Below are 23,018 nucleotides of genomic sequence, written 5' to 3'. Positions count from 1 at the left end.
GGTCCGGGCCCCTTCATGGCCCGGACCCGGCTCCTCCGGTACCCCGGCCAGCGGATACGGTGGTCATCGGGTGGGCGGGTCGTCCGTCCGTGAAGGTTCGGACGCGCCTACGAGGAGGCACGGCATGGTGGTGCGCTTACCGCAACTCAGACTGGACGAGCTGCTGGAGGAGCTCCAGGCCCGGATCGACGCCGCGCGCGGCACCCGGGACCGGGTGCACAGCCTCCTGGAGGCCGTGATGTCGGTCGGCCGGGAGCTGGAACTGGAGCACGTGCTGCGCCGGATCGTCGAGGCGGCGGTGGCGCTCGTGGACGCCCGGTACGGCGCGCTGGGCGTCATCGGGCCGGACGGGCGGACGCTGTCGCAGTTCCTCACCGTCGGGCTGTCGGAGGAGCACATCAAGGCCATCGGGCCGTACCCCTCGGGCCACGGCATCCTGGGCGAGCTCATCCGCCACCCCGAGCCGCTGCGGCTGCCCCGGATCTCCGCGCACCCGGCCTCGTACGGCTTCCCGGCGGAACACCCGCCGATGAACAGCTTCATGGGCGTGCCCATCCGGGTACGCGAGCAGGTCTTCGGCAATCTCTACCTGGCCGAGAAGCGGGGCGGCGCGGACTTCGAGGACGAGGACGAGGAGGTGCTCGCCACGCTCGCCGTCGCCGCGGGCGTCGCCATCGACAACGCCCGGCTGTACGAGGAGTCCACCCGCCGCGAGCGCTGGCTGCGCGCGGGCGCCGAGGTGACGAACCGTCTGATGTCCGGCGCCCGCCCGGCCGACGTCATCGGCCTGATCGCCGAGCGGGCGAAGGAGATCACCTCCTCCGACCTGGTCACCGTCTCCCTGCCCCTGCCGGAGGGGGAGCCCGCGCTGACCGTCGAGGCCGCCCTGGGGGAGCAGGCCGACGACCTGCGCGGTGCGGTCCTGCCGGCCGACGGCACCCTCGCCGGGAGCGCGTACACCACGGGCCGGCCGGTCCTCAGCGCGGGCCTCGCCGCGGACCCGGCGAACGCCGCCGGGCCCTGCCGCGCCGCAGGTCCCGCCGCGGCCGTACCGCTCACCTCCGGCGACGCGGTGCGCGGTGTGCTGCTGCTGGCCCGGGCCAAGGGCCGCGCGCCGTTCACCCAGGAGGAGACGGAACCCCTCCTCGCCTTCGCCGGGCAGGCCGCCGTGGCCATGGAGCTCGCCGAACGCCGGGCGGACGCCGCGCAGATCGCCGTGCTGGAGGACCGCGACCGCATCGCCCGCGACCTCCACGACCTGGCCATCCAGCGGCTCTTCGCCACCGGTATGACGCTCCAGAGCGCCGACCGCTTCATCGACCACCCCGAGGCCGCCGAGCGCGTCCAGCGGGCGGTCGACGACCTCGACGAGACCATCAAGATCATCAGGTCCACGATCTTCGGCCTGCGCTCCCGGGAGACCGCTCCCCAGCACGGGCTCCGCACCCGGGTCGTCCAGACGGTCGGCGAGGGCGGCACGCTCCTCGGCTTCGCCCCGAGCCTGCGGATGGAGGGGCTGCTGGACACCCAGGTGCCGCGCGAGGTCACCGAGGACGTCGCCGCCGTCCTGGGCGAGGCCCTGGCCAATGTGGCCCGGCACGCCCGCGCCCGGTCGGCCGATGTCGCCGTCGTCAACGACGGCCGCCGGCTGACGCTGACGGTCACCGACAACGGTGCCGGGATGCCGGAGGGCGAGGGCGGCCGCCGCAGCGGCCTGCGCAACCTCGCCGAGCGGGCTGCCCGCCACGGCGGCCGGCTCCGGCTCACAGCGCCGCCGGGCGGCGGGACGACCCTCACGTGGAGCATCCCGCTGCCGGGCGGCTCCGGCGAGGGGTGACGGCTCCGGCGAGGGGTGACAGGTCCGGCGACGTGTGACGGGAACCGGGGGTCAGGACGGCCGGGCGACGTTCGACGCGAGCACGGCCGCCTGGATGCGGCGCTCCACGCCGAGCTTGGCGAGCATCCGCGAGATGTGGTTCTTGACCGTCTTCTCGGACAGGTAGAGCCGCTCCGCAATCTGACGGTTCGTCATGCCGTCGCCGATCAGGCCGAGGATCTCCCGCTCGCGCGGCGACAGCCCGGCCAGGCGCTCGTCCTCCGGCTCGGGCTGCTCGTCCTCGCCGCGCAGGCTGTTCATCAGGCGCGTGGTCGTCGCCGGGTCCAGCATCGACTGGCCGGAGGCGACCGTGCGGATGGCGGCCACCAGGTCGGAGCCCTTGATCTGCTTCAGGACGTAGCCGGACGCCCCCGCCATGATCGCGTCCAGCAGCGCGTCGTCGTCGTCGAAGGAGGTGAGCATCAGACAGGTCAGCCCCGGCATCCGGGACCGCAGCTCGCGGCAGACCGTGATGCCGTCGCCGTCGGGCAGCCGGACGTCCAGCACCGCCACGTCGGGACGGAGCGCGGGCCCGCGCGCGAGCGCCTGGGCGATGCTGCCGGCCTCGCCGACGACCGAGATGTCGTCCTCGCCGTCGAGCAGGTCGTGGACCCCCCGGCGGACGACCTCGTGGTCGTCCAGGAGGAACACCCGGATCGGCCGCTCCGCGGAGAACGCCCCCGCTCGCGCTGACTGCTGCTCCACCGCTCCGGCTCCTCATCGATTCGTCGGCATGTCGTCCTGTTTGGATCATGATCCAGCATTTGTCGGACCGCCATGGGCCGAACGGCCCCGATCCGGCCGCCCCACGCCGCCGGGCCGGCTCGGGGCTCACTCCTCCGCGACCAGCACCGCCACGCCCGTGACCCGGTCCCCCGCCAGGTCCGCGAGCGCCTCGTCGGCGCGGCTCATCGGATACGGCTGGACGTGCACCACCGGCCGGTGCCGGGCGACCTCGGACAGGTACGCGCGCCCGTCGGCCCGCGTGTTGGCGGTGACGCTGCGCAGGGTCCGCTCCTGGAAGAGGTGCCGCTCATAGCCGAGCACCGGGATGTCGGTGAGATGGATTCCGGCCACGGCGAGCGTCCCGCCCCGGTCGAGGGCCGCCAGCGCCACCGGCACGAGATCCCCGACGGGAGCGAAGAGGATCGCCGCGTCGAGCGGCACGGGCGGATCGTCGTAGGTGCCGCCCGCCGACGCCGCGCCCAGCTCCAGCGCCAGCCGGCGGGCCGGCTCGGCACGGGTGAGGACGTGCACGGACGCGCCCTGGGCGATCGCCAGCTGCGCGGTCAGATGGGCGGACGCGCCGAAACCGTAGATGCCGAGCGCGCCGCCGGGCGGCAGCTCGGCCCGCCGCAGCGCGCGATAGCCGATGATGCCCGCGCAGAGCAGCGGTGCGAGCTCCTCGTCCGGCGGCCCCTCCGGCAGCCGGTAGGTGAAACGGGAGTCCGTGATGACGTGCTCGGCGTACCCGCCGTGGACGTCCCAGCCGGTGTAGCGGGAGTCCGGGCAGAGGTTCTCCCGGCCACCGGTGCAATAGCGGCACATCCCGCAGGTGCCCGCGAGCCAGGCGGCGCCGACGCGGTCACCGGGGGCGAAGCCCTCCGCGGCCGGCCCGGCGGCCAGCACCCGGCCGACGATCTCGTGGCCGGGCGTACGGCGGGGCGCGCGCGGCGGCAGATCGCCCTCCGCCAGATGCAGATCCGTCCGGCACACCCCGCACGCCCCGACCTTGATCAGCAGATCGTACGGGCCCGGTTCCGGCAGCGGCCTGCGCTCCCGGCGCAGCGGCCGTTCGGTGGCGGGCGCTGTGTGGTCGACGACCCAGGCCGTGGTCTCCGTCGGGGGCGGCACGGGTCCGGGGGATCGCGGAGCCTGCGGTTCCGGGACCGTCATCGTGCTCACCTCCGGCCGTCGGGCCCTCGCTCTTTCCACGGTGCGCCGGGCCCGGGGGGACGGCAAGGCCCGGGTGTCCCCGCGCGGGGTCCGTTCGGCCCCTGCGCGCCGGGGCCGCGCGACGGCACGCTGGTCACAGCCCGGACGGGATGTCGTCCCCGCTCGGTCCCCCGGGCGCGTGCCGGGGCCGGAAGCCGATGGCCGGCCCCGGTACGCCGCCCCGGCGGCACGCCCCGCCCGGGTGCCCGGCCGCCGCACGCCCGGATCGTGCGCGCGGCGGCCGCCCGGCGGTCAGTAGTGCCAGCGCGGGCGGCCACCGTCGCCGCCGCAGGTGATGAGGCGGCCGTGGGCGTCGTGCGTACCGGCGCCCACATCGCCCTTGCGGCAGAACTGGCCCGCCTTGTAGCAGTTCCCGGCGTCGGAACGGATCTCGCAGGACGATTCCGACGTGGACGACCCCTTCGCCCCCGCCGCCCCCGCCGTGCGTTCCGCGCCGGGCGCCGGGGGTTCGGTCTGTGGCCCGCGCGTCTTGGGCGGCGCCTTCGGCACGTGGGTCGCCGACCCGGGGGACGGCGTGTCGGTGTGCGTCGCGCTCCCCGTGGGGCCCGGCGACGGTGAGGTCGACGCGGATGTCGACGCGGACGGTGAAGCGGACGGGCGCGTCGGCGACTTGTCGTCCCCCGTGCACCCGGTGAGGGTCAGCGCGGTCGCGAGGGCGAGCCCGCACGCGGCGGCGAGGCGCCGGCGGGACGCGGGACGGGACACGGTGGCTATGGCCAAGGCGGAACTCCACGATCGGTACGGACGGGCAGGCGGGCATCGCCGCCGAACGTGGGGGGACCGGCAGCGCTCACCCTAACGCCCAACACGTCAGGCCTATAGCACCTCCGCACATGTGCCGAGAGAAAATGCCAAAACCCTCACCCCCTGCCACCGGTATCGGTTACCTTCCGTCGCATGGGTCACATCCCCTGGTGATCACCCCCCATGTACCGAGCCTTGTACCGATACGCGGCGCTCCCTGTTGCCGTCGCGCGGCTGGAGAGGATCGTGTGACCGGAATAGACGGGTGCCTGACGGAGGCCATGGCCATTCCCGGGGCGCGGGGCGCGAGCCTGGTGGACTGGACGAGCGGGCTCACCCTGGGGGCGGTGGGCGACGGGCCGGACGGCGATCACGAGGCGTCGGCGGCGGAGGCCGCCGAACTGGCCCGGCTCGCCGTGGAGAACGGTGGGTTCACGGGTGGCGGCGCACGCCATGACGGGCCGGTGGAGGAGCTGATCGTCACGGCCCGGGGGAGCTACCACCTGTTCCGGTACGTGGCGACCTCGTTCGACAGCAGTGTCTTCCTGTACGTCTGGCTGGACCGGACGGAGGCCAATCTCGCGGTGGCGCTGTTCCGGATGAAGGACCTCGCCACCCGGCTGGTGTCGGCATGACGGCTGTGGTGACGGGCGGTGCCGTGGTGACGGCCACGCTGGACCGGCTCGTCCGGGAGCGGGCGACGGGAGCGCTGCACGGCCGGGCCGGGGCCCTCTACCTCGCCGACGGGGCCCTGGTGCACGCCGAGAGCCCGGTCGTGCCGGACGTGGGGTGGCGGCTGACGGCGAGCGGCCGGCTGTCGCGGGAGAGCTGGGAGGAGGCGGTGACCGAGGGCGGGCCGGACCACCGCGCGGGGAGCCTGCTCGTCGAACGCGGCAGGCTGAGCCGGGGCGAGCTCGAACTGTGCCATCTCAGCGCCCTGTTCGACGCGGCCTACTTCGTGCTGTCCCCCCTCGACGGCTCCCAGCGGGCCCCCGACCGGTTCCTGCGGGGCGCCCGGCACTGGTTCGGGCCCGTCCGTCCCGTCCCCGTGGCGGCCGTGCGGCGGGAAGTGCGCCGGCGCCGGGGCCTGCTGGAGCGGGCCTGGCCCTGCCCGGAGCTCGACGTGTCCCCGGTCGTCCCCGTCCCCGCCCCTGCCCCCGCGCCCAGGGCCGTCCGCCGGTCGCCGTCCGGCGCGGTGCTGGCCGCGGCCGACGGGGTGCGGACGCCGACGCAGATCGCCGGCGCGCTGGGCCGCTCCGCGTTCGCGACCCTCCTCGACGTCCGGCGGCTGGCCGCGGCGGGGCTGGTGCGGACCCCGGCACCCGGCACGCCGCCGCCCCGGCGGGCCCGCCCGGCGGCGCCGGCCGCGAGGGTCCCCGCCGACGCACCGGAGATCTTCCTGCTCCAACGGATCCGCGACGCTTTGGAGGCCTTGTGACCCTGAGACGCTCCGCGACCGGGCCGGGTGCCGGCCGGGTCCCACCGATCCCATGATGAGGCGCGCGTTGAGGCAATTCGTCGTAAGGAGGCAGCCGATGACCGCCGCACCCGAGGTGCTCGCCGAGCTCCAGGGGTTACGTGTCCGGGTACCGCATCTGACCGGTGCCATGGTGGCGAGCACCGACGGGCTGGTGATCGCGCACCTCGTCACCGGTGCCGAACCGGACGGGCTGGCCGCGCTGACCGCGGCGGCCCTGGGGGTCGGCGCGCGGCTCTCGGACGCCGTGGGCCACGGGGGGTTCCGCGAACTCGTCGTCAGCGGCGAACTCGGCTACGTGGCCACGTACGCGGCCGGCGCCGCGAGCGTGCTGACGCTGCTGGCCTCGGCCGACGCCAATGTGGGGCGGCTGAACCTGGAGGCCCGCAGAGCGGGCGCCCGCATCGCGCAGATCGTCGACGGCGCACTGGAGCGGCAGCGCCAGGCGTAGTGACCGATCGCGTATCCATCCATAAATTCATCGACAAAGAAATGGGTTTCCCATGGCGAACACCGAAACGGCCCTCAAGGACGCGATGAACTCGATCGACGGCGCGCTGGGCGTGGCCCTCGTCGACTACGGCAGCGGCATGGCGCTGGGCACCCTGGGCGGCTCCGCGTCGCTCGACCTCAACGTCGCGGCCGCGGCCAACACGGACGTCGTCCGGGCCAAGCTGCGCGCCATGGAGATGCTCAACCTCCAGGACAGCATCGAGGACATCCTCATCACCCTCGGCACGCAGTACCACTTGATCAGGCTGCTGACGGGCCGGGGCGGCAACGGCCTGTTCCTGTACCTGGTCCTGGACTCCAAGCGCGCCAACCTCGCGATGGCCCGCCATCAGCTCCGCCGCATCGAGTCCGAACTGGAGGTCTGAAGCGTTTTGGCGACTTGACGACCGCACCGCGGCACACCGTGTCAGGGACCCGTTGTCACCGGAGGGGTGGCCCGATTTGCGGGGGCGTCGCACCCGGCGCAGGGTCTTCGTGAAGATCCCCTTCTGTTCGAAGGAGTTACCTCCATGGGTGTCCCCCGAAGATCCGGCCTGCTGGTGTCCGCCACCGTGTGCGGTGCGCTCCTCCTCGGCACCGCGGCCCCCACCACGGCCGGCACGGTGTCCGCGCCGGCCGGCGCGTCCGGCGCCACCGCCCACGTCCAGGCCCCCTCGCCCGAAGCCCTGCGCAAGGCCGCGGGCCAGGCGATGCGGGCCATCGACGAGAACGCCGTCGGCAAGGAGGCGGCCGAGGAGGCCGCGGGCTGTGCCGCCCTCGGCCCGGAGCGGTCCCGCGCCGGGCACTGCGGGACGATCCGGGACAACCTCGACGCGCTCGGCCGGGCCCGGGCCGGCCTGGAGCGGCAGGCGGGCAGCGGGCGTCCGGAGCTCCGCGCGGTCACGGTCGCCACGACCGACGCGGTCGTCGCGACCGTACGGCTCGCCAAGGAGCGGGCCGCGCACGACGGCGGCCGGTTCGACGGCGCCGGGCTGATCCCCTCCGTCCAGGGCCTGCTGAGCGGGCTCGTCAACACGCTCGGCGGTGTGGTGGGCGGCGTCAACGACCTGATCAGCGGGCTCGTGCGGGGTCTGCTGGGCTGATGCCGGGTCCCCGGGGGCGGGCCGGTGGTCGCGTCGTGCCCACGACACGTCACCACGGCCCGAACGGGACGAGGTCCGGGCCCACGCCGTGCCAGTCGTCGCCCCCGTGGGCGACCCGGTGGAAGAGGTGCGCGGCGTACCAGACGACCAGGTCCTGGCCGTCGGTGCTCTCGGCGTTCAGATAGCCGTTCAGCCCGTCGTCGGCCGCGGTGCCCTGCCGTCCGTAGCGGTCCTCGCTCGCACGGTAGCGCAGCAGCCACAGGTCGGAGGCCGAGAAGGCGTCCGCGGTGCCGTCGTTCGGCCCGGGCAGCACGTGGTATCCACGGTGGCTGTCCAGGTCGACGACGGCCCAGCTGCGCCGCGAGGGCGGGTTCTTCAGCCGCTTGGTCTCGGTGCGGAAGGGGTGCCAGCCCGCTCCCCACCCCTCTTCGCCGGTATAGGTGTTGTACTCCAGCGCCAGGTCCCGTCGCGCGCCGTCGATGTCGAAGTCCAGCCGCCAGTAGACGTGGTGGCGGTGGTCGAAGGGGCACTGGATGCCCGCGCTGAAGAGCCGGGGCATGATCACGCCGTTCTCCCAGAACACCCAGCGGTGGGTGAGCCGGTAGGCGCTGATGGTGTGGTACGACTCCACGCTCAGGGCGCGCAGGCCCCCGCTGGAGTAGGCGTAGACGCACACCCTGCTGCCGGGGCAGCGGGAGGTGGGGTGCGCGTTGTTGTAGTTGAGCGGGTCCTTGTACGGGCCGCACGGCCCCTCGTACCGCACCCGCAAGGAGGGGAGGCTGGCCTTGGCGAAGACCTGGTGCCCCCGGTAGGCGGCGCCGAGGATGACGATGCCCTCCTCGTCGGGGGCGTCCGCCAGCCGCCAGTCGAAGGTCCACACCGGCTGCTGGGCGGGCCAGCTGATCCGGCCCGACTCACTCATCGCCCACCCTCCTTCCCGCGTCGACCACCCGCTCCTCCCCGAGGTCGACCAGGACGCGCACCTGGGGCATGCGCCGGTCGGGGGAGCCGAAGGCGACGTAGGCGCGGCGCCGGCCGTGGTGCTCGTCGCCCTCATGGACGTCGCTGGTGAGCAGCACCATGGGCACGGCGTCGGCCGGGGCCCGGCGCGCGGCCTCGGACTGGGCCCGGGCGATCTCCACCGCCCGCTCGATCTCCGCGTCCGAGAGGGCGGGCTGGCCGGGGCCCGCGGTCATGCCGGTGAGCACCGGCGGCTCGCCGTCGTCGAGGGTGAACTCCAGCGTCCGGTCGTCGGTGTAGTCGTAGACGAGCACCAGGATCGCGGGCGTCGTACGGTCCTTGTCGTCGGCGAGCAGGCCGGCGCCCAGGAAGGCGTACCGGTGTCCGTCGAGCGCGGCCCGCGCCCGGGGGTCGGCGAGCACCGCCGGGGCGGCGCGGTCGAGCAGCTCCTCGCCGGAGGGGGTCGCCGTGCGCTCCCAGGCCACCGGCTCGGCGGGGCCGGGGGCCGGCGGCGGCCCGGGAATGTCACGGACGGCGGGCTCCACGACGGCTGGGAATTCCGGGAGGCCCGGTCGGTCCGGCGGTGGTTCGAGGCGGATTTCTGGCATGGGCCACCCTTTCCTCGCGTCCGCGCAGACGGGCGGCACCCGGCGGCGGCCGGATGCGGAATGCTGCGCGGAACCGATGATTTCACCGTGCTTTCCGGCCGTCACCGGTGATTCACGGGTGACGGCCCGTGGGCCGAAGCGCGGCCGCCCGGCTGTGCTCCGGCGTGCGGAGAGGGCGCACGGACGGGTGGTTCGCCCCGTCCGCGCGGCCCCGACGGCACGGCCGCCGGGCGCCGCCCGAGGAAATGGGTTTCTCGGCCGAACGGAGCAATCGAGAATTTCCCGGGCGGTCCGGCCGGATGAACCCGGAATAAACTCGGCGGCCGGAGAGCCACGAATTCCGAGGAGCGCCCCCATGGCCGAAGTGAAGCTTGCCGCCACACCGCGTACCGACTTCGGCAAGGGTGCCGCCCGGCGTATCCGCCGCGAGAACAGGGTCCCCGCCGTCGTCTACGGCCACGGCGCCGACCCCAAGCACCTCGCGCTGGACGGCCACGCGCTGTGGATGGCCCTCAAGACGCCGAACGTGCTCATCCGGCTCGACATCGAGGGGGGCAAGAGCGAGCTGGTGCTCCCCAAGGCCGTCCAACGCGATCCGCTCAAGGGCTTTCTGATCCACGTGGACCTCCTGACCGTGAAGAAGGGCGAAAAGGTCACCGTGGACGTCCCGGTCCTCACCGAGGGCGAACTGGCCCCCGGCGGAAACCTGCTGGAGCACATGCTGGACGCGCTGCCGGTCGAGGCCGAGGCCACCCACATCCCGGAGTCGTTCACCGTCTCCATCGAGGGCCTGGAGGCCGGTCACACCATTCGCGCCGAGGACATCGACCTGCCGCGCGGCTGCTCCCTGGCCGTCGACGGGAGCACGGCCCTGCTCCAGGTCGTCGCCGCCCAGGCGGAGGAAGTCCCCGAGGAGGAAGAGGAAGAGGGCGCCGCCGCCGAGGCCGCCGCCCCGGCCGAGGCGGCCGAGGCCGAGCAGCCCGCGGAGGGCGGCGAGGGCTGACGCGCGCATGGCGCTGCACAAGGGCGGCGGCGGCCGGCACGCCGCCCGCGGCTACGCGGTCAACCCCTTCTACGGCGAGGCGGACCCGGTCTCCTCGATGGCGCTGGAGCCGCCCCGGCACCGGATGCCCGACGGGCCGATGACCCCGTCCGCCGCCTATCAGTTCGTCCACGACGAACTGATGCTCGACGGCAACGCCCGGCTCAACCTGGCCACCTTCGTCACCACCTGGATGGAGCCCCAGGCCGGGGTGCTGCTGGCGGAGTGCCGCGACAAGAACATGATCGACAAGGACGAGTACCCGCGCACCGCCGAGCTGGAGCGGCGCTGCGTGGCCATGCTCGCCGACCTGTGGCACGCCCCCGACCCCGCCTCCGCCGTCGGCTGCTCCACCACCGGCTCCAGCGAGGCGTGCATGCTCGCAGGCCTCGCCCTCAAGCGCCGCTGGGCCCTCGCCCACCCCGACCGCTACCCGGGCGGCGGGGCCCGGCCCAATCTGGTGATGGGCTCCAACGTCCAGGTCTGCTGGGACAAGTTCTGCAACTTCTGGGAGGTCGAGGCCCGCCAGGTGCCCCTGGAGGGCGACCGCTTCCACATCGACCCGGAAGCCGCGGCCGGGCTGTGCGACGAGAACACCATCGGCGTCGTCGCCGTCCTCGGCTCCACCTACGACGGCTCCTACGAACCGGTCGCCGAGATCTGCGCCGCCCTGGACGCCCTCCGGGAACGCACGGGCCTGGACGTCCCCGTCCACGTCGACGGCGCGTCCGGCGCGATGATCGCCCCCTTCCTCGACGAGGACCTGGTGTGGGACTTCCGGCTGCCGCGCGTCGCGTCCATCAACACCTCCGGCCACAAGTACGGACTGGTCTACCCCGGCGTCGGCTGGGCCCTGTGGCGGGAGAAGGCGGCGCTCCCCGAGGAGCTGGTCTTCCGCGTCAACTACCTGGGCGGCGACATGCCCACCTTCGCCCTCAACTTCTCCCGCCCGGGCGCGCAGGTCGCCGCGCAGTACTACACGTTCCTGCGGCTTGGCCGCGAGGGCTACCGGGCCGTCCAGCGCAACTCCCGCACCGTCGCGAGCGGTCTCGCCCGGCGCATCGGGGAACTGGGCGACTTCCGTCTGCTGACGCGCGGCGACGAACTGCCGGTGTTCGCCTTCACCACGGCCGACGGCATCACCAACTTCGACGTCTTCGACGTCTCGCGCCGGCTCCGGGAGCGTGGCTGGCTCGTGCCCGCGTATACGTTTCCGCCGAACCGGGAGGACCTGTCGGTGCTGCGGGTCGTGTGCCGCAACGGGTTCTCGCAGGACCTCGCGGACGTCTTCCTCGACGACCTGGCCGCCCTCCTGCCCGAACTGCGCCGGCAGGACGCGCCACTGGACCGGCCGGAGCGGGTGGCGACGGCGTTCCACCACTAGCCACCGGGGGCTCCGCCCCCGGACCCCCGCGCCTCAAACGCCGGCGAGGCTGAATTCAGCCCAGCAGCCGCTGCTCCTTCGCCACCGCCACCGCCCCCGCCCGCGTGTCCACGCCCAGCTTGGCGTAGATGCGGCCCAGGTGGGTCTTGACCGTGGCCTCGCTGATGAACAGCGCCCGGGCGATGTCCCGGTTGCCGAGGCCGCGCGCGAGCTGGCCCAGGATGTCGCGCTCGCGGTCGGTGAGCGTGCCGGTGGCGGGCCGGGTGCCGCGCAGCCGGGCCATGACCCGGCCGGCCACCGGCGGGGAGAGCGCCGTACGGCCCTGGGCGGCGGCCCGCACGGCCGCGAAGAGCTCCTCGGGCCGCTCGGCCTTGAGCAGATAGCCGGTGGCCCCGGCCTCCAGGGCCCGGGTGACGTCGGCGTCCGTGTCGTAGGTGGTGAGCACCAGCACCCGCACCCCGTCCGGCGCGGCGGTGATACGGCGCGTGGCCTCCACCCCGCCGATGCCCGGGCCCAGCTGGAGGTCCATCAGGACCACGTCCGGCCGCAGCTTCGCCGCCATGGCGACGGCCTCCTCGCCGGTGCCCGCCTCGCCGACGACCTCGATGCCGGGCTCGCTGGCGAACAGGGCGCGCAGCCCGGCGCGGACGACGGCGTGGTCGTCGCACAGCAGCAGACGGACGGGCGTGGCGGCGCTCATGACAGCTCCGGGGAGTCGGGGGAGTCGGAGGAGACGAGGGGGAGGGCGGCGGAGACGACGGTGCCCTCGCCGGGCACGGACTCCACGCTCAGCCGGCCGCCCAGCCGGCCCGCACGGGCCCGCATCGCGGGCAGGCCGTGGCCGCGCCCCGGGCCGGCCACCGGGGCGGCACCGGCGTCGAAGCCCCGCCCGTCGTCGGCGACGTCGAGGACGACCTGGTCGTCGAGCCAGGTGAGGGTGAGGGCCGCGGTGCTCGCCCCCGCGTGCTCGCGGACGTTGGCCAGCGCGCCCTGCGCGATCCGCAGCAGCGCCGACTCCGCGCTCTCCGGCAGGGGCACGGGCGTCCCCTCCTGGTGGAAGCGGACCGTGAGGCCGGGCACCGGCTCCCGTTCGGCCAGGGCGCGCAGCGCCTCCGCCAGGGGCACCCCGTCCGCGAGGTCGGCGGGGGCCAGGTCCTGGACGAAGCGGCGGGCCTCGGCCAGACCCCGGGCGGCGACGTCCGCCGCGGCGCGGACGTGGTGGCGGGCCGTGCCCGGGTCGGCCGTCCAGATCCGGTCGGCCGCCTGGAGCAGCATCTGCTGGCTGGACAGGCCCTGGGCCAGGGTGTCGTGGATCTCCATCGACAGCCGCTGCCGCTCGGCGAGCGCGCCCTCGCGGCGCTCGGTGGCGGCCAGCTCGCGGCGCGTGCGCAGCAGATCGCCGATCAGGGCGTCCTGCCGGGCCCGCTGCCGCTCCATGTGCACGAAGGCGGCGGTGGCCAGCGCGGCGACGGTGGGCGGCGCGACGACGAGGTTGGGGTCGAAGCCGAACAGGCTGATCTGCGCGGCCACGACGAAGACCGTCAGCCCCGCGATCAGCACGAGGGAGCCGCGGACGGGCAGGGTGCGCAGGGCGGTGTAGACGAGCGGTACGGCGCACCAGGCGAAGCTCGGGGCCGCGACCACCAGCACCACCCACACCCCGACGACCGCGCCGAGCCACAGCCGCCGGTGCGCCGGCGCGGCGTCGTCGAGGCCCGCGCCGAGCACGTAGAGGATGCCGAGCAGGGTGCTCAGGGCGATGATCCACGGGGTGTCCGGCTGGCCCGCGTGGCGGATCAGGAAACGGACGAGGGACGCGCCGAGGAGGAGGAAGAACGCGGTGTGCCGGACGACGGCGAACCACCGCGCGTCGGGGTCGCGGTCCGGGAGCGGTGGGGCGGTGCCGGTCACGTACGTGTTCACGTCTTCTGTCCTAACCCCTGGTGATCGCCCTCGCATCATCCGATCGGTCGACCCCGGGTCGTCCGAACCGCGCGCGGACGCCCTCCGGACCGACGACCGGGAGGGGTCGTGATCGCTTCGAGGATGGAGACGTCCCGATCGGTTCCGATCAGTTCCGACAGTCCGACTGGAGTTCCCATGAAGAGCCCGCAGCAGTTCTCCGTCCGCGCCCGTGTGATCACCGGGAGCGTGGCGGTGGCCGTCGCCGGTGCCGTCACCTTCGGCGCCGTCGCCGCCACGGCGGCCCCCGCCCCCGCCGCCCCGGCCCCGGCCGCCAAGGGCCTGGTCCAGGTGAACCGGCTGTCGGTGGACGCGGCGGCCAAGGCCGCGCAGGCCGCGCTCGCCGCCGCGAAGAAGGACGGGCAGAAGGTGTCCGTCGCCGTCGTCGACCGCGACGGCAACACCGTGGTGACCCTGCGCGGCGACGGCGCGGGCCCGCAGTCCTACGAGTCCGCCGAGCGCAAGGCGTTCACGGCCGTCTCCTGGAACGCCCCGACCTCGGAGCTGGTCAAGCGGCTCCAGCAGACCCCGAACCTCAAGGACATCCCGGGCACGCTCTTCCTGCCCGGCGGCGCCCCCGTCCAGGACAAGGGCGCCCCGGTCGCGGGCATCGGCGTGGCGGGCGCGCCCAGCGGCGACCTCGACGAGAAGTACGCGAAGGCGGGCGTCGCCGGCCTCGCGGACTGATCCGGGCCGGACACGCCGCAGGGCCCGTCCCGGTGATCCGGGACGGGCCCTGCGGGCGTCATCGCGCTCAGGCCGTGGCGACCAGCGCGTCGCGGACCTCGCGGAACGCGGCGACCGTGCGCAGCACGTCCTCGCGGGAGTGCGCGGCCGACAGCTGGACGCGGATGCGCGCCTTGCCGTTGGGCACGACGGGGTAGGAGAAGGCGATCACGTAGATGCCCTTCTCCAGCAGCGCCGCGGCCATCCGGCCGGCCAGCGCGGCGTCGCCGACCATCACCGGGGCGATCGGGTGCTCGCCCGGCAGGATGTCGAAGCCCGCGGCGGTCATCTCCGTGCGGAAGAGCTTGGTGTTCTCCCGCAGCCGCGCCCGGCGGTCACCGGACTCGGTCAGCAGGTCGAGAACCCGCAGCGAGGCGCCGACGATGGACGGCGCGAGGGAGTTCGAGAAGAGGTACGGGCGCGAGCGCTGGCGCAGCAGCTCCACGATCTCGGCGCGCGCGGCGACGTAGCCGCCGCTGGCCCCGCCGAGGGCCTTGCCGAGGGTGCCGGTGATGATGTCGACCCGCTCGGTCACCCCGAACAGCTCGGGCGTGCCGCGGCCCTCCTCGCCGACGAAGCCGACGGCGTGCGAGTCGTCGACCATGACGAGGGCGCCGTAGCGCTCGGCCAGGTCGCAGATCTCGTCCAGGGGGGCGATGTAGCCGTCCATGGAGAAGACGCCGTCGGTGACGATCAGCTTGTGACGGGCGCCGGAGGCCTCCTTGAGGCAGCGCTCCAGATCGGCCATGTCACGGTTGCGGTAGCGGAAGCGGGCCGCCTTCGACAGGCGGATGCCGTCGATGATGCTCGCGTGGTTGAGCTCGTCGGAGATCACCGCGTCCTCGGCCGTCAGCAGCGTCTCGAAGACACCGCCGTTGGCGTCGAAGCAGGAGCTGTAGAGGATCGTGTCCTCCATGCCGAGGAACCGGGAGATCTTCTCCTCCAGCTCCTTGTGCGGCGCCTGGGTGCCGCAGATGAAGCGGACGGAGGCCATGCCGAAGCCCCAGTCGTCCAGGGCCGTCTTCGCGGCGGCGATGACCTCGGGGTGGTCGGCGAGGTCGAGGTAGTTGTTGGCGCAGAAGTTCAGGACCTTGCCGTCGCCCACGCTGATGGCCGCGGACTGCGGGCTGGTGATCACGCGCTCGGACTTGTACAGCCCGGCGTCACGGATGCCCTGAAGCTCCTTGCGCAGGTGCTCGCGCATGTTGTCGAACACGGGGGGACTCCTCGTGGTGTGGTCGTACGCCAGGGGGATGACCGGCGTCGGGGGCGGGACGGCGTCAGGGGAGGACCGGACGGGTCCAGTCGAGGACGATCTTCCCGCACTGGCCGGAGCGGGCCGTGGCGAAGGCCTCGGCGTACTGCTCGAAACCGAAGCGGTGCGTTATCACCGGCGAGATGTCGAGGCCGCTGCGCAGCAGCACGGACATCGCGTACCAGGTCTCGAACATCTCGCGGCCGTAGATGCCGCGCAGCGTCAGCATGCGGGTGACGACGGTGGCCATGTCGATGCTCACGTCGCCGGTGGGCAGGCCCAGGGCGGCGATCCGGCCGCCGGGGGACATGGTCGCGATCATGTCCTGGAGGGCGTCGGCGCGGCCGGACATCTCCATGCCGACGTCGAAGCCCTCGGTCATGCCGAGCTCCGGCATGACGTCGGCGATGCGCCGCTCACTGACGTCGAGGGCGACGGTGGCGCCCATCTTCTCCGCCAGGGCGAGCCGGTAGGGGCTCACATCGGTGATCACGGTGGAGCGCGCCCCGGCGTGGTTCGCGACGGCCGCGGCCATCATGCCGATCGGGCCGGCGCCGGTGATGAGGACGTCCTCGTTGAGCACCGGGAAGGACAGCGCGGTGTGCACGGCGTTGCCGAACGGGTCGAAGATCGCGGCGACGTCGATGTCGATCTCGTGCCGGTGGACCCAGACGTTCGACTCGGGCAGGACCACGTACTCGGCGAACGCGCCGTCGGTGTGGACGCCCAGGCCGATGGTGCGGATGCACAGGTGGCGGCGGCCGGCCATGCAGTTGCGGCAGGTGCCGCAGACGAGGTGGCCCTCGCCGCTGACGATGTCGCCGACGCTCACGGTGCTCACACCGGGGCCGGTCTCGACGACCTCGCCCGCGAACTCGTGGCCGACGACGAGGGGGGCGCGGACCACGCGGGCCGCCCAGTCGTCCCAGCTGTCGATGTGCAGGTCCGTGCCGCAGATGCCGGTGCGCAGCACCTTGATCAGTACCTGCCCGGGACCGGCCTCGGGGGTCGGTACCTCGGTCAGTTCGAGACCCGGCCCCGCCGCGGTCTTCACCAATGCCCTCATGGGGGATCACTGTGGCGGCTGAGGACTGTGAAGTCCATCAACGTTATGCGATGACACCTGTGAAGCTCTGCTTCATGGATGCGATAGTGGACAAATGATCGACCCCCGCCGGCTCAGGGTGCTGAGCGCCCTCGCCGACCACGGCACCGTGACCGCGGCCGCCCACGCCCTGTACCTCTCGCCCTCGGCGGTCTCCCAGCAGCTGGCCGCCCTGGAGGCGGAGACCGGGCACGCCCTGCTGGAGCGGCGCGGCCGCACCGTGCGGCTCACGGCGGCCGGCAGCGTCCTGGCCGGGCACGCGGTGGAGATCGCCGCCCAGCTGGAGCGGGCCGAGTCCGACCTGGCCCGGTGCTCCACCGGTCTGGTGGGCGAGGTGACCGTCGCGGCCTTCGCCACGTCCATCACCGAGGTCGTCGCCCCCGCCGTGGCCGCCCTCGGCCGGCGGGCGCCCCAGGTCCGGGTGCGGGTCAAGGACGCCGAGGGGCACACCAGCGCCCGGCTGCTCCTGGACGGCGAGGCGGACATCGCCGTGGCCGTCGAGCACCGCGACGCCCTGGCCTCCGACGCCGGGCGGCTGCTGCACGCCCCGCTCTACGAGGAGCCCTTCGACGCCGTCCTGCCGCCCGGCCACCGCCTCGCCGACAAGCCCGAGGTGGACCTCACGGACCTGCGGGACGACCCGTGGATCACCCCCTGGCCGGGCAACCCCGTCCACGAGGCCGTGGTGCGGGCCTGCGAGGAGGCCCGGTTCCGGCCCCGCGTGGAGTGCCTCTCGGACGACTTCTCGGCGGTCTGCGCGCTGGTGGCCGTCGGGGCGGGCGTCGCGCTCGTACCGCGCTCGGCCCTCCACGGCATCCGCCCGGCGCTCACCCCCGCCGTCCGCCCGCTGCGCGGTCCGGGCCCCACGCGCCGGGTGTTCACCGCCGTCCGCCGGGGCAGCGAGGGGCACCCCCTGCTGCGGCTGGCCCTGGCGGAGCTTCGCGACCGGGCGGCCGCTCTCGCGGGGTGAGTGCCGGGCGGCCCGTTTTCCGGCAGGGCCGGAATCGGTCGCACCGGCGTTCGCGGGCCGCGACGGGCCGGGGCACGATGGTGGCGATTCAGCCGTCCGGCCGTCCGCATCCCCCGGGAGCACGCATGATCTTCATCGCCGTCAAGTTCACCATCCGCCCCGAGCGCAGCGCCGAGTGGCTGGACCTGGTCAAGGACTTCACCGAGGCCACCCGCGCGGAGGACGGCAACGTCTTCTACGAGTGGTCCAAGAGCGTCGACAACCCCCACCAGTTCGTCCTGCTGGAGGCGTTCAAGGACAGCGCGGCCGGCGAGGTCCACGTCAACTCCGAGCACTTCAAGACCGCCATGGCCTGGATGCCCGACGTCGTCGCGAGCACGCCGGAGATCATCCACGTCGAGACGCCGGGCACCGGCTGGTCGGCCATGGCCGAGGTGACGCCGCGTCCGTGACGCCGCCCGGCCGGGCGCGCCGGGGAGGGGGCTGTTCGGGTCACGACCCGGCGCGTCGGAATATCTGAAGAGATGGTCAAAGCCATAGTCGGGACCGTGCGGCGAAAACGTCGACAAATCGGTTAGACCAGGCGGAGACAAAGTGAACGAAGGCACGGCCGGGCCCCCCGACGACCCCCGGACCCGCTTCCGCACCCGGTGCGCCACATGGCTGCGGCGCACGGCGGCGGGCGCCGCCACCGCGGCCGCCGCCCTCGGCGGCCTGGCCCTGCCCGCCCAGGCGGCCCCGCTGCCCGGCGGCCTCGGCCCCTGCCTGCCGGGCAGCTGCCCCCGCACCTACCCGGCCCTCAACGACAGGCCGTTCACCGGCCGCGACGACAACATCAACGTCTTCACCGGCGGCGACTTCCGCGTCCGCGGCGGCGCCGCCGGGGCCGAGGGCCGGGTGGTGTCCCTCGGCGACTTCGACGTGAACAAGACCTCCGGTGGCGCCCTCTACACCGTGGGCGTCCTCCACGTCGGCTCCCGCGTCCCCCCGTCCGACGGCGCCGACTTCCTCACCACCGACGGGGACGTCCTCGTCGCCCCCGGCCAGCGGCTGGACGCCGAACGCGGCGTCGTCCGGCACGCGGGCGACGTCTCCGGCCTGGTCATCGGCGGCGACGTCGCGGCCTCGGGCGCCGCCCGGCCCTACGCCGGACTGCGCGAGCGGCTCGTCGCCGCGGCCCGCTGCTACGCGCGCGGCGCGGACGGACGCGCCCGCCCCGCCACCGGCACCGCCCGCAACACCGGTACGGAGACCGTGTTCACCGGCGACGGCACCTCCCGGCTCCAGGTGTTCCACGTCGGCTTCGACCTCGTCGGCCGCGACGGCGGCCAGCAGGCCATCCGCTTCACCGGCATCCCCGCCGGCGCCACCGTCCTCGTCAACCTCGAAGGCACCTCCCGTGTCGTCAACACCTTCAGCGGCGGTGCCACCGACGACAACCCCTTCAACCGGCTGCGCGAGCGCCTCCTGTGGAACGTCCCCGACGCCCGGCGCGTCGACTTCCTCGGCACCGGCCAGTTCCAGGGCAGCGTCCTGGTGGGCGACCCCACCAGCGAGGCCACGGTCACCCTGCCGGGAATGAACGGCCGCTTCCTCACCGCCGGTTCGCTCACCCACACCTCCGCCACGGGCGGCGGCAGCGGCCAGGAGTTCCACGCCTACCCCTTCACCGGCGACCTCCCCGACTGCGCGCCCCCGCCCCGGCCCACCGGAGAGGTGACGGTCGTGGAGCGGGACGCCCAGGACGGCCGGCCGCTGCAAGGCGCCCGCTTCCAGCTCTGGCGGGAGACCAACGGCGTCCCGGGCCTCCAGACCTCCGGCGACCGGCCCGACACCCGCTCCGCCGACGAGTGCGTCTCCGACACCCACGGCGTGTGCCGCAGCACGGTGGAACCCGGCACCTACTACTGGCAGCAGCTCCAGCCCCCGCCCGGCTACCGGCTGCCCGACCGCACGGTGTTCGGGCCGTTCGAGCTCACCGCCGTCAACGCGGCCCAAGGCGTCTCCGTCACCGTCGGCAGCACCCCCGACCCGGCCTCCTACGGCTCGATCCACCTGGTGACCAAGAACGCCCGCACCGGCCGGCCGCTGCCCGGAGCCCGCTTCGAGCTGTGGCGCGAGACCAACCGCCGCCCCGGGCTCCAGATCGCGGGCGCCGCCCCCGACCGCCGGGCCGACCCCGGCTGCACCACCGACCGCGCGGGCCGCTGCGCCTTCCGGGGCCTGCCGCCGGGCGCGTACTACCTGCGCCAGACCGTCGTGCCCGACGGCTATCTCCCGCCCCCCGAGCGGGCGTTCGGGCCGTACGCGGTGACCGTGGCCAACGCGCGGTCCGGCATCACCGTGACGCTGAAGGGCACCCCGCGCGAGCCGGGCGGGCGCCCATCGTCGGGCGGGCGCCCATGAGGTGAGGCGCGGATCAGTCGACCCGCACCTCCTCCACGCCCAGGTACATCACGTCCGGCCGGGCCGGGTTGAAGGCGATCGCGGAGACGCCGTCGTAGGCGTTGTGCGTCGCCGTCACCCGGCCCGTCGAGGCGTCGTAACGGAACAGATCGGTGCCGTAGTTCTGGAAGTACGTGCCGTACGTGAAGTGGAGGACCTTCGGGTCGACCGGACTGGGCGCCAGCAGCGTGCCGTTGGTGAGCTTGACGGCCGCGGAGTCGTCGACGACCTTGACGTACGTCAGGCCGCCGTCGGCCGACCGGTACAGATGCCGCCCCTCGGAGGACGAGCCCGGCGTGGCCTCCACCAGGTCGATGCCCAGGGCGTAGACGACCTGGGGGTCGGCGGGGGAGACGACGGCGTCGAAGAGGTTCGCCCGCCCGCCGTCGGCCGAAAGCCCGCGCGCCGCCCGCCAGGTGACGCCCCCGTCGGTGGTCACGGCCCCACCCGTCGCCATGCCCCCGGCGACGGCGTGATCCGGATCGGCCGGGTCGAAGGCCACGCCGTAGACGCTCGCCGTGCCGCCGAACGCGGGGGTGCCGACGCGGCGCCAGCCGGCCCCGCCGTCCACCGAGTCGTACAACTGCCCGTCGTCCCCGGCCAGGCGCACATGACCGGGCCGCGCCCGGTCGGTGCCCAGCCCGCTGATGCGCGCGGTCGGCGCCTTCAGGGGCGTGACGGTGGTGCCGTCCACGCGGGCGAGGTAACGGCCGTTCTTCTGCCAGGCGAAGGCCCGCCCGCCGGGTGCCGCGGCCAGCCGCGTGGACGCGCCGCCGAGCGTGGCGACACGCTGCCAGACGCAGCCGGCGTCGGTGGAGCGCAGCAGGGCGTCGTTGTGGGTGGCGAGCAGGGCGCCCGGGGTGTCCAGCGCGACCAGGCCGTGGGTGTAGCCGGTGGCCTTGAGGGTGCCGGAGGTGGGCGCGAGGGTCCTGCCGTCGTCGGTGGTGAAGGTGACGGAGCCGTCACCGGTGACACGGGTGCAGGACGGTGCCGTCCAGGACGCCGGTCCGTTCGCCGCGGTGGTGGGCGGCTGCGCGGAGGCGGGCATCCGGACGAGCGCGAGGGCGGCGGCCGCCGCGGTGGCGGCGATACCGATCCGCTGCATGGGATCTCCTGACGTGGTCAAGGGGGTGGAACCAACCGGGCGATCATGCCCCTGGGGCGGGGAGGGCAACCATGGGCCGTCCGGACCAACGAACCGCTTGACCTTGACACAGTGACAAGGTCTTCACTGCGTCGAGGAGGTGGTCCCGATGACCGTGCCGGGGCTGGAGGACAGCCGCTCGTCAGTGCGCCTGCGGGCGGCGCTGGCGGCCGGCACGACCCCCGACCCGCGGTTGATCGACAAGCTCGTCGAACGATGCGCGATCGAGCCCGAATTCCACGTGCGGGACATGCTCACGTGGGCACTCACCCGCCACTCGTCGTCCATGACGCTCCCCAGGCTCATCGATGAACTCCGCTCGGAGCGTGCGCAGGCGCGGAGCCAGGCGTTGCACACGCTGTCCAAGATCGGGGATCGGCGAGCGTGGCCGGCGATCACACGGCGACTACTCACCGCCACGGATGACGAGGTGGTGCGGAGCGCCTGGCGAGCGGCAGTCGTCCTCGTACCCGACGGTGAGGAGCCCGAGTTGGCCGGAGTGCTGGCGACACAGCTCGGGCGCGGCGAGCGTGAGACGCGGCTGAGTCTCAGCCGGGCGCTGATCGCGCTCGGTGAGGCGATGATGCCGACCCTGCGTGCCGCGATGACGGATCCCGATCCTCGCGTGCGTCAGCACGCGATCGCCACGGAACGGCTGCTGCGCGACCCCGATGCCGGATTCGAGTTCGCGATCGAGGAGGCGAAGCGCATCATGGCCCTCGGTACGACCAGCCAGGAGGGGTGACAAGGCCGTGTTGATCGGTGATGTGGCACGACGATCCGGGGTCAGCGCCCGCATGCTCAGGCATTACGACGCGCTCGGCCTGGTGCGGCCGACGGATCGTAACGACGCCGGCTATCGGGAGTACTCGAGCGAGGACATCAGGCGGATCTTCCATATCGAGAGCCTGCGGTCGTTGGGGATGTCGCTGCGTGACGTCGGGCGCGCACTCGACGATCCGGGCTTCACGCCCACGGAGCTCGTCGACGACCTCATCCGCCGGACGCGAGAGCGCATCGCGGATGAGACGGAGCTGCTCACACGGCTCAGCCGGGTCGACGCCGCGGAACCCGTCGGCTGGCCGGAAGTCCTCCGGATCGTCGCACTCCTCCAGGCGTTGGGGTCGAAGAGCGCCGGGACGCGCCAACGCGCGGCACTGTCCTCGGTCGAAGGGGTTCCGGTGCCGGTGGAAGCACTGGTCGAGGCAGTGTTGAACGAGACGGACCCGAACGTGGCCGGAGCCCTTCGATGGGCTCTGGCGCGAACGGGCGACGGCGGATTGGCGCTGCTGACGGAGGCACTCGGCTCACCGGTGGCCGAGGTGCGGAAACGTGCCGTCCGGTCCGTCGCCGAGATCCCGAACGGCGAGGCGACCGCACTGCTGCGGGACGCCCTCACGAACCTCGACATCACGGTCCGCAGGTATGCGGCTCTGGCGCTCGGGGCACGGGGAGCAGTCGACACGGTCCCGACGCTCATCGACATGATCGCCGAGGGTGCGTACGACGCCGACGCGGCCGATACGTTGAGCGCGCTGGCGAGTGATCCCGCGTTGGCGGATCAGATCGCCACCGGGCTCGTCGACCGCCTCGCCCACAGCAGCGTCGGAACGTCCGCACGCCGACGGCTGACACAAGCGCTCGCGGACATCCCGGGAACCACGGCGTCACGTGCCCTCGCGGATCTGTCACATGACGAAGACCGTGCCGTCGCGCATACCGCGTCATACGTTCTCGGGATACGAGCCCGTCAGCCGATCGGGTAGTAT

The 23,018-nt window shown here is 73.6% G+C and carries 24 protein-coding genes; 14 read left to right on the top strand and 10 right to left on the bottom strand.

The annotated features are described in order from the left end of the window. Positions 1 to 124 precede the first annotated feature (124 nt). Positions 125 to 1,837 (top strand): GAF domain-containing sensor histidine kinase, encoded by a 1,713-nt coding sequence (locus tag IE096_RS08780; RefSeq protein ID WP_189450338.1) that lies wholly within the window; start codon positions 125 to 127, stop codon positions 1,835 to 1,837. 51 nt (positions 1,838 to 1,888) lie between these two features. On the opposite strand, the gene IE096_RS08775 is transcribed toward IE096_RS08780, so the two are convergent. From IE096_RS08775 to IE096_RS08765, 3 genes are all read right to left on the bottom strand, one after another. Further along, on the bottom strand, positions 1,889 to 2,581 hold the full coding sequence (locus IE096_RS08775) for a response regulator (protein ID WP_126912909.1): 693 nt from the start codon (positions 2,579 to 2,581) through the stop codon (positions 1,889 to 1,891). A 126-nt stretch (positions 2,582 to 2,707) separates the two neighbouring features. Further along, the gene (locus IE096_RS08770) at positions 2,708 to 3,772 is read right to left on the bottom strand and encodes a zinc-dependent alcohol dehydrogenase family protein (RefSeq protein ID WP_189450336.1); all 1,065 of its coding nucleotides are present in this window, start codon (positions 3,770 to 3,772) and stop codon (positions 2,708 to 2,710) included. Positions 3,773 to 4,063: 291 nt separating this feature from the next. Then, positions 4,064 to 4,552 carry a hypothetical protein gene (locus tag IE096_RS08765; protein ID WP_189450334.1) on the bottom strand — a complete coding sequence of 163 codons (489 nt, stop codon included), beginning with the start codon at positions 4,550 to 4,552 and terminating at the stop codon, positions 4,064 to 4,066. 272 nt (positions 4,553 to 4,824) lie between these two features. On the opposite strand from IE096_RS08765, the gene IE096_RS08760 reads away from it, so the two are divergent. The 5 genes from IE096_RS08760 to IE096_RS08740 all read left to right on the top strand — a co-directional run bounded on the left by IE096_RS08760 (position 4,825) and on the right by IE096_RS08740 (position 7,648). Beyond that, positions 4,825 to 5,211, top strand: coding sequence for a hypothetical protein (locus IE096_RS08760; RefSeq protein WP_189450332.1), 387 nt, complete (start codon positions 4,825 to 4,827; stop codon positions 5,209 to 5,211). Then, complete coding sequence (locus tag IE096_RS08755) at positions 5,208 to 6,014, top strand: transcriptional regulator (RefSeq protein ID WP_189450329.1); 807 nt, start codon at positions 5,208 to 5,210, stop codon at positions 6,012 to 6,014. The genes IE096_RS08760 and IE096_RS08755 overlap by 4 nt, the downstream gene beginning before the upstream one ends. 97 nt (positions 6,015 to 6,111) lie before the next feature. Next, positions 6,112 to 6,504 carry a roadblock/LC7 domain-containing protein gene (locus IE096_RS08750; RefSeq protein ID WP_373298052.1) on the top strand — a complete coding sequence of 131 codons (393 nt, stop codon included), beginning with the start codon at positions 6,112 to 6,114 and terminating at the stop codon, positions 6,502 to 6,504. Between the two features lie 52 nt (positions 6,505 to 6,556). Then, a complete protein-coding gene (locus tag IE096_RS08745; RefSeq protein WP_189450325.1) occupies positions 6,557 to 6,931 on the top strand; it encodes a hypothetical protein in 375 nt (124 codons plus the stop codon). A 144-nt stretch (positions 6,932 to 7,075) separates the two neighbouring features. After that, a complete protein-coding gene (locus IE096_RS08740; RefSeq protein ID WP_189450323.1) occupies positions 7,076 to 7,648 on the top strand; it encodes a hypothetical protein in 573 nt (190 codons plus the stop codon). A gap of 49 nt (positions 7,649 to 7,697) precedes the next feature. Here the strand turns inward: IE096_RS08740 and IE096_RS08735 are convergent, their stop codons facing one another. Both IE096_RS08735 and IE096_RS08730 read right to left on the bottom strand, forming a co-directional pair. Next, on the bottom strand, positions 7,698 to 8,570 hold the full coding sequence (locus IE096_RS08735) for a hypothetical protein (RefSeq protein WP_189450321.1): 873 nt from the start codon (positions 8,568 to 8,570) through the stop codon (positions 7,698 to 7,700). After that, positions 8,563 to 9,216, bottom strand: a complete 654-nt coding sequence (locus tag IE096_RS08730; protein WP_189450319.1) for a hypothetical protein — start codon at positions 9,214 to 9,216, stop codon at positions 8,563 to 8,565. The genes IE096_RS08735 and IE096_RS08730 overlap by 8 nt, the downstream gene beginning before the upstream one ends. 355 nt (positions 9,217 to 9,571) lie before the next feature. Here IE096_RS08730 and IE096_RS08725 point away from each other — a divergent pair, with 355 nt between their 5' ends. After that, entirely contained in the window at positions 9,572 to 10,219 is a 648-nt protein-coding gene (locus tag IE096_RS08725; protein ID WP_189450317.1) for a 50S ribosomal protein L25/general stress protein Ctc, read from the top strand. Positions 10,220 to 10,226: 7 nt separating this feature from the next. Beyond that, positions 10,227 to 11,642, top strand: a complete 1,416-nt coding sequence (gene gad, locus IE096_RS08720) for a glutamate decarboxylase (RefSeq protein WP_189450315.1) — start codon at positions 10,227 to 10,229, stop codon at positions 11,640 to 11,642. Between the two features lie 55 nt (positions 11,643 to 11,697). On the opposite strand, the gene IE096_RS08715 is transcribed toward gad, so the two are convergent. Together IE096_RS08715 and IE096_RS08710 are read right to left on the bottom strand one after the other, a co-directional pair. Then, entirely contained in the window at positions 11,698 to 12,342 is a 645-nt protein-coding gene (locus IE096_RS08715; protein WP_189450313.1) for a response regulator, read from the bottom strand. After that, positions 12,339 to 13,604 carry a sensor histidine kinase gene (locus IE096_RS08710; protein WP_373298051.1) on the bottom strand — a complete coding sequence of 422 codons (1,266 nt, stop codon included), beginning with the start codon at positions 13,602 to 13,604 and terminating at the stop codon, positions 12,339 to 12,341. Before IE096_RS08710 ends, IE096_RS08715 begins: the two co-directional genes overlap by 4 nt. Positions 13,605 to 13,742: 138 nt before the next feature. On the opposite strand from IE096_RS08710, the gene IE096_RS08705 reads away from it, so the two are divergent. Next, positions 13,743 to 14,291, top strand: coding sequence for a GlcG/HbpS family heme-binding protein (locus IE096_RS08705; RefSeq protein ID WP_189450309.1), 549 nt, complete (start codon positions 13,743 to 13,745; stop codon positions 14,289 to 14,291). 67 nt (positions 14,292 to 14,358) lie between these two features. On the opposite strand, the gene IE096_RS08700 is transcribed toward IE096_RS08705, so the two are convergent. After that, positions 14,359 to 15,546 (bottom strand): glycine C-acetyltransferase, encoded by a 1,188-nt coding sequence (locus IE096_RS08700; RefSeq protein WP_229820055.1) that lies wholly within the window; start codon positions 15,544 to 15,546, stop codon positions 14,359 to 14,361. A gap of 64 nt (positions 15,547 to 15,610) precedes the next feature. Then, positions 15,611 to 16,651, bottom strand: a complete 1,041-nt coding sequence (tdh, locus tag IE096_RS08695; protein ID WP_189450308.1) for an L-threonine 3-dehydrogenase — start codon at positions 16,649 to 16,651, stop codon at positions 15,611 to 15,613. A 94-nt stretch (positions 16,652 to 16,745) separates the two neighbouring features. Here tdh and IE096_RS08690 point away from each other — a divergent pair, with 94 nt between their 5' ends. The 3 genes from IE096_RS08690 to IE096_RS08680 all read left to right on the top strand — a co-directional run bounded on the left by IE096_RS08690 (position 16,746) and on the right by IE096_RS08680 (position 20,066). Next, positions 16,746 to 17,660, top strand: coding sequence for a LysR family transcriptional regulator (locus IE096_RS08690; protein WP_189450306.1), 915 nt, complete (start codon positions 16,746 to 16,748; stop codon positions 17,658 to 17,660). 125 nt (positions 17,661 to 17,785) lie between these two features. Next, positions 17,786 to 18,112, top strand: coding sequence for a putative quinol monooxygenase (locus IE096_RS08685; RefSeq protein ID WP_189450304.1), 327 nt, complete (start codon positions 17,786 to 17,788; stop codon positions 18,110 to 18,112). A 142-nt stretch (positions 18,113 to 18,254) separates the two neighbouring features. Next, on the top strand, positions 18,255 to 20,066 hold the full coding sequence (locus IE096_RS08680; RefSeq protein ID WP_189450302.1) for a choice-of-anchor A family protein: 1,812 nt from the start codon (positions 18,255 to 18,257) through the stop codon (positions 20,064 to 20,066). 13 nt (positions 20,067 to 20,079) lie between these two features. Here IE096_RS08680 and IE096_RS08675 read toward each other — a convergent pair whose 3' ends face one another. Beyond that, positions 20,080 to 21,210 (bottom strand): sialidase family protein, encoded by a 1,131-nt coding sequence (locus IE096_RS08675; RefSeq protein ID WP_189450300.1) that lies wholly within the window; start codon positions 21,208 to 21,210, stop codon positions 20,080 to 20,082. Positions 21,211 to 21,358: 148 nt separating this feature from the next. Here IE096_RS08675 and IE096_RS08670 point away from each other — a divergent pair, with 148 nt between their 5' ends. Further along, positions 21,359 to 21,994: a HEAT repeat domain-containing protein gene (locus IE096_RS08670; RefSeq protein WP_189450298.1), complete on the top strand. Its 636-nt coding sequence runs from the start codon at positions 21,359 to 21,361 to the stop codon at positions 21,992 to 21,994. Between the two features lie 7 nt (positions 21,995 to 22,001). Then, the gene (locus tag IE096_RS08665; protein WP_189450294.1) at positions 22,002 to 23,015 is read left to right on the top strand and encodes a MerR family transcriptional regulator; all 1,014 of its coding nucleotides are present in this window, start codon (positions 22,002 to 22,004) and stop codon (positions 23,013 to 23,015) included. Positions 23,016 to 23,018 lie beyond the last annotated feature (3 nt).

The sequence above is a fragment of the Streptomyces abikoensis genome, from assembly GCF_014648775.1.
Taxonomy (GTDB): domain Bacteria; phylum Actinomycetota; class Actinomycetes; order Streptomycetales; family Streptomycetaceae; genus Streptomyces; species Streptomyces abikoensis.
The sequence above is the reverse complement of the archived record's forward strand: the minus strand, read 5'-3'. Positions and strand labels throughout refer to the sequence as shown.

Coding starts and splice junctions, on each gene's coding strand:
- IE096_RS08780 (WP_189450338.1), top strand. CDS start 125: ATGGTGGTGCGCTTACCGCAACTCAGACTGGACGAGCTGCTGGAGGAG.
- IE096_RS08770 (WP_189450336.1), bottom strand. CDS start 3,772: ATGACGGTCCCGGAACCGCAGGCTCCGCGATCCCCCGGACCCGTGCCG.
- IE096_RS08755 (WP_189450329.1), top strand. CDS start 5,208: ATGACGGCTGTGGTGACGGGCGGTGCCGTGGTGACGGCCACGCTGGAC.
- IE096_RS08750 (WP_373298052.1), top strand. CDS start 6,112: ATGACCGCCGCACCCGAGGTGCTCGCCGAGCTCCAGGGGTTACGTGTC.
- IE096_RS08745 (WP_189450325.1), top strand. CDS start 6,557: ATGGCGAACACCGAAACGGCCCTCAAGGACGCGATGAACTCGATCGAC.
- IE096_RS08740 (WP_189450323.1), top strand. CDS start 7,076: ATGGGTGTCCCCCGAAGATCCGGCCTGCTGGTGTCCGCCACCGTGTGC.
- IE096_RS08735 (WP_189450321.1), bottom strand. CDS start 8,570: ATGAGTGAGTCGGGCCGGATCAGCTGGCCCGCCCAGCAGCCGGTGTGG.
- IE096_RS08730 (WP_189450319.1), bottom strand. CDS start 9,216: ATGCCAGAAATCCGCCTCGAACCACCGCCGGACCGACCGGGCCTCCCG.
- IE096_RS08725 (WP_189450317.1), top strand. CDS start 9,572: ATGGCCGAAGTGAAGCTTGCCGCCACACCGCGTACCGACTTCGGCAAG.
- gad (WP_189450315.1), top strand. CDS start 10,227: ATGGCGCTGCACAAGGGCGGCGGCGGCCGGCACGCCGCCCGCGGCTAC.
- IE096_RS08715 (WP_189450313.1), bottom strand. CDS start 12,342: ATGAGCGCCGCCACGCCCGTCCGTCTGCTGCTGTGCGACGACCACGCC.
- IE096_RS08710 (WP_373298051.1), bottom strand. CDS start 13,604: ATGATGCGAGGGCGATCACCAGGGGTTAGGACAGAAGACGTGAACACG.
- IE096_RS08705 (WP_189450309.1), top strand. CDS start 13,743: ATGAAGAGCCCGCAGCAGTTCTCCGTCCGCGCCCGTGTGATCACCGGG.
- tdh (WP_189450308.1), bottom strand. CDS start 16,651: ATGAGGGCATTGGTGAAGACCGCGGCGGGGCCGGGTCTCGAACTGACC.
- IE096_RS08690 (WP_189450306.1), top strand. CDS start 16,746: ATGATCGACCCCCGCCGGCTCAGGGTGCTGAGCGCCCTCGCCGACCAC.
- IE096_RS08685 (WP_189450304.1), top strand. CDS start 17,786: ATGATCTTCATCGCCGTCAAGTTCACCATCCGCCCCGAGCGCAGCGCC.
- IE096_RS08675 (WP_189450300.1), bottom strand. CDS start 21,210: ATGCAGCGGATCGGTATCGCCGCCACCGCGGCGGCCGCCGCCCTCGCG.
- IE096_RS08670 (WP_189450298.1), top strand. CDS start 21,359: ATGACCGTGCCGGGGCTGGAGGACAGCCGCTCGTCAGTGCGCCTGCGG.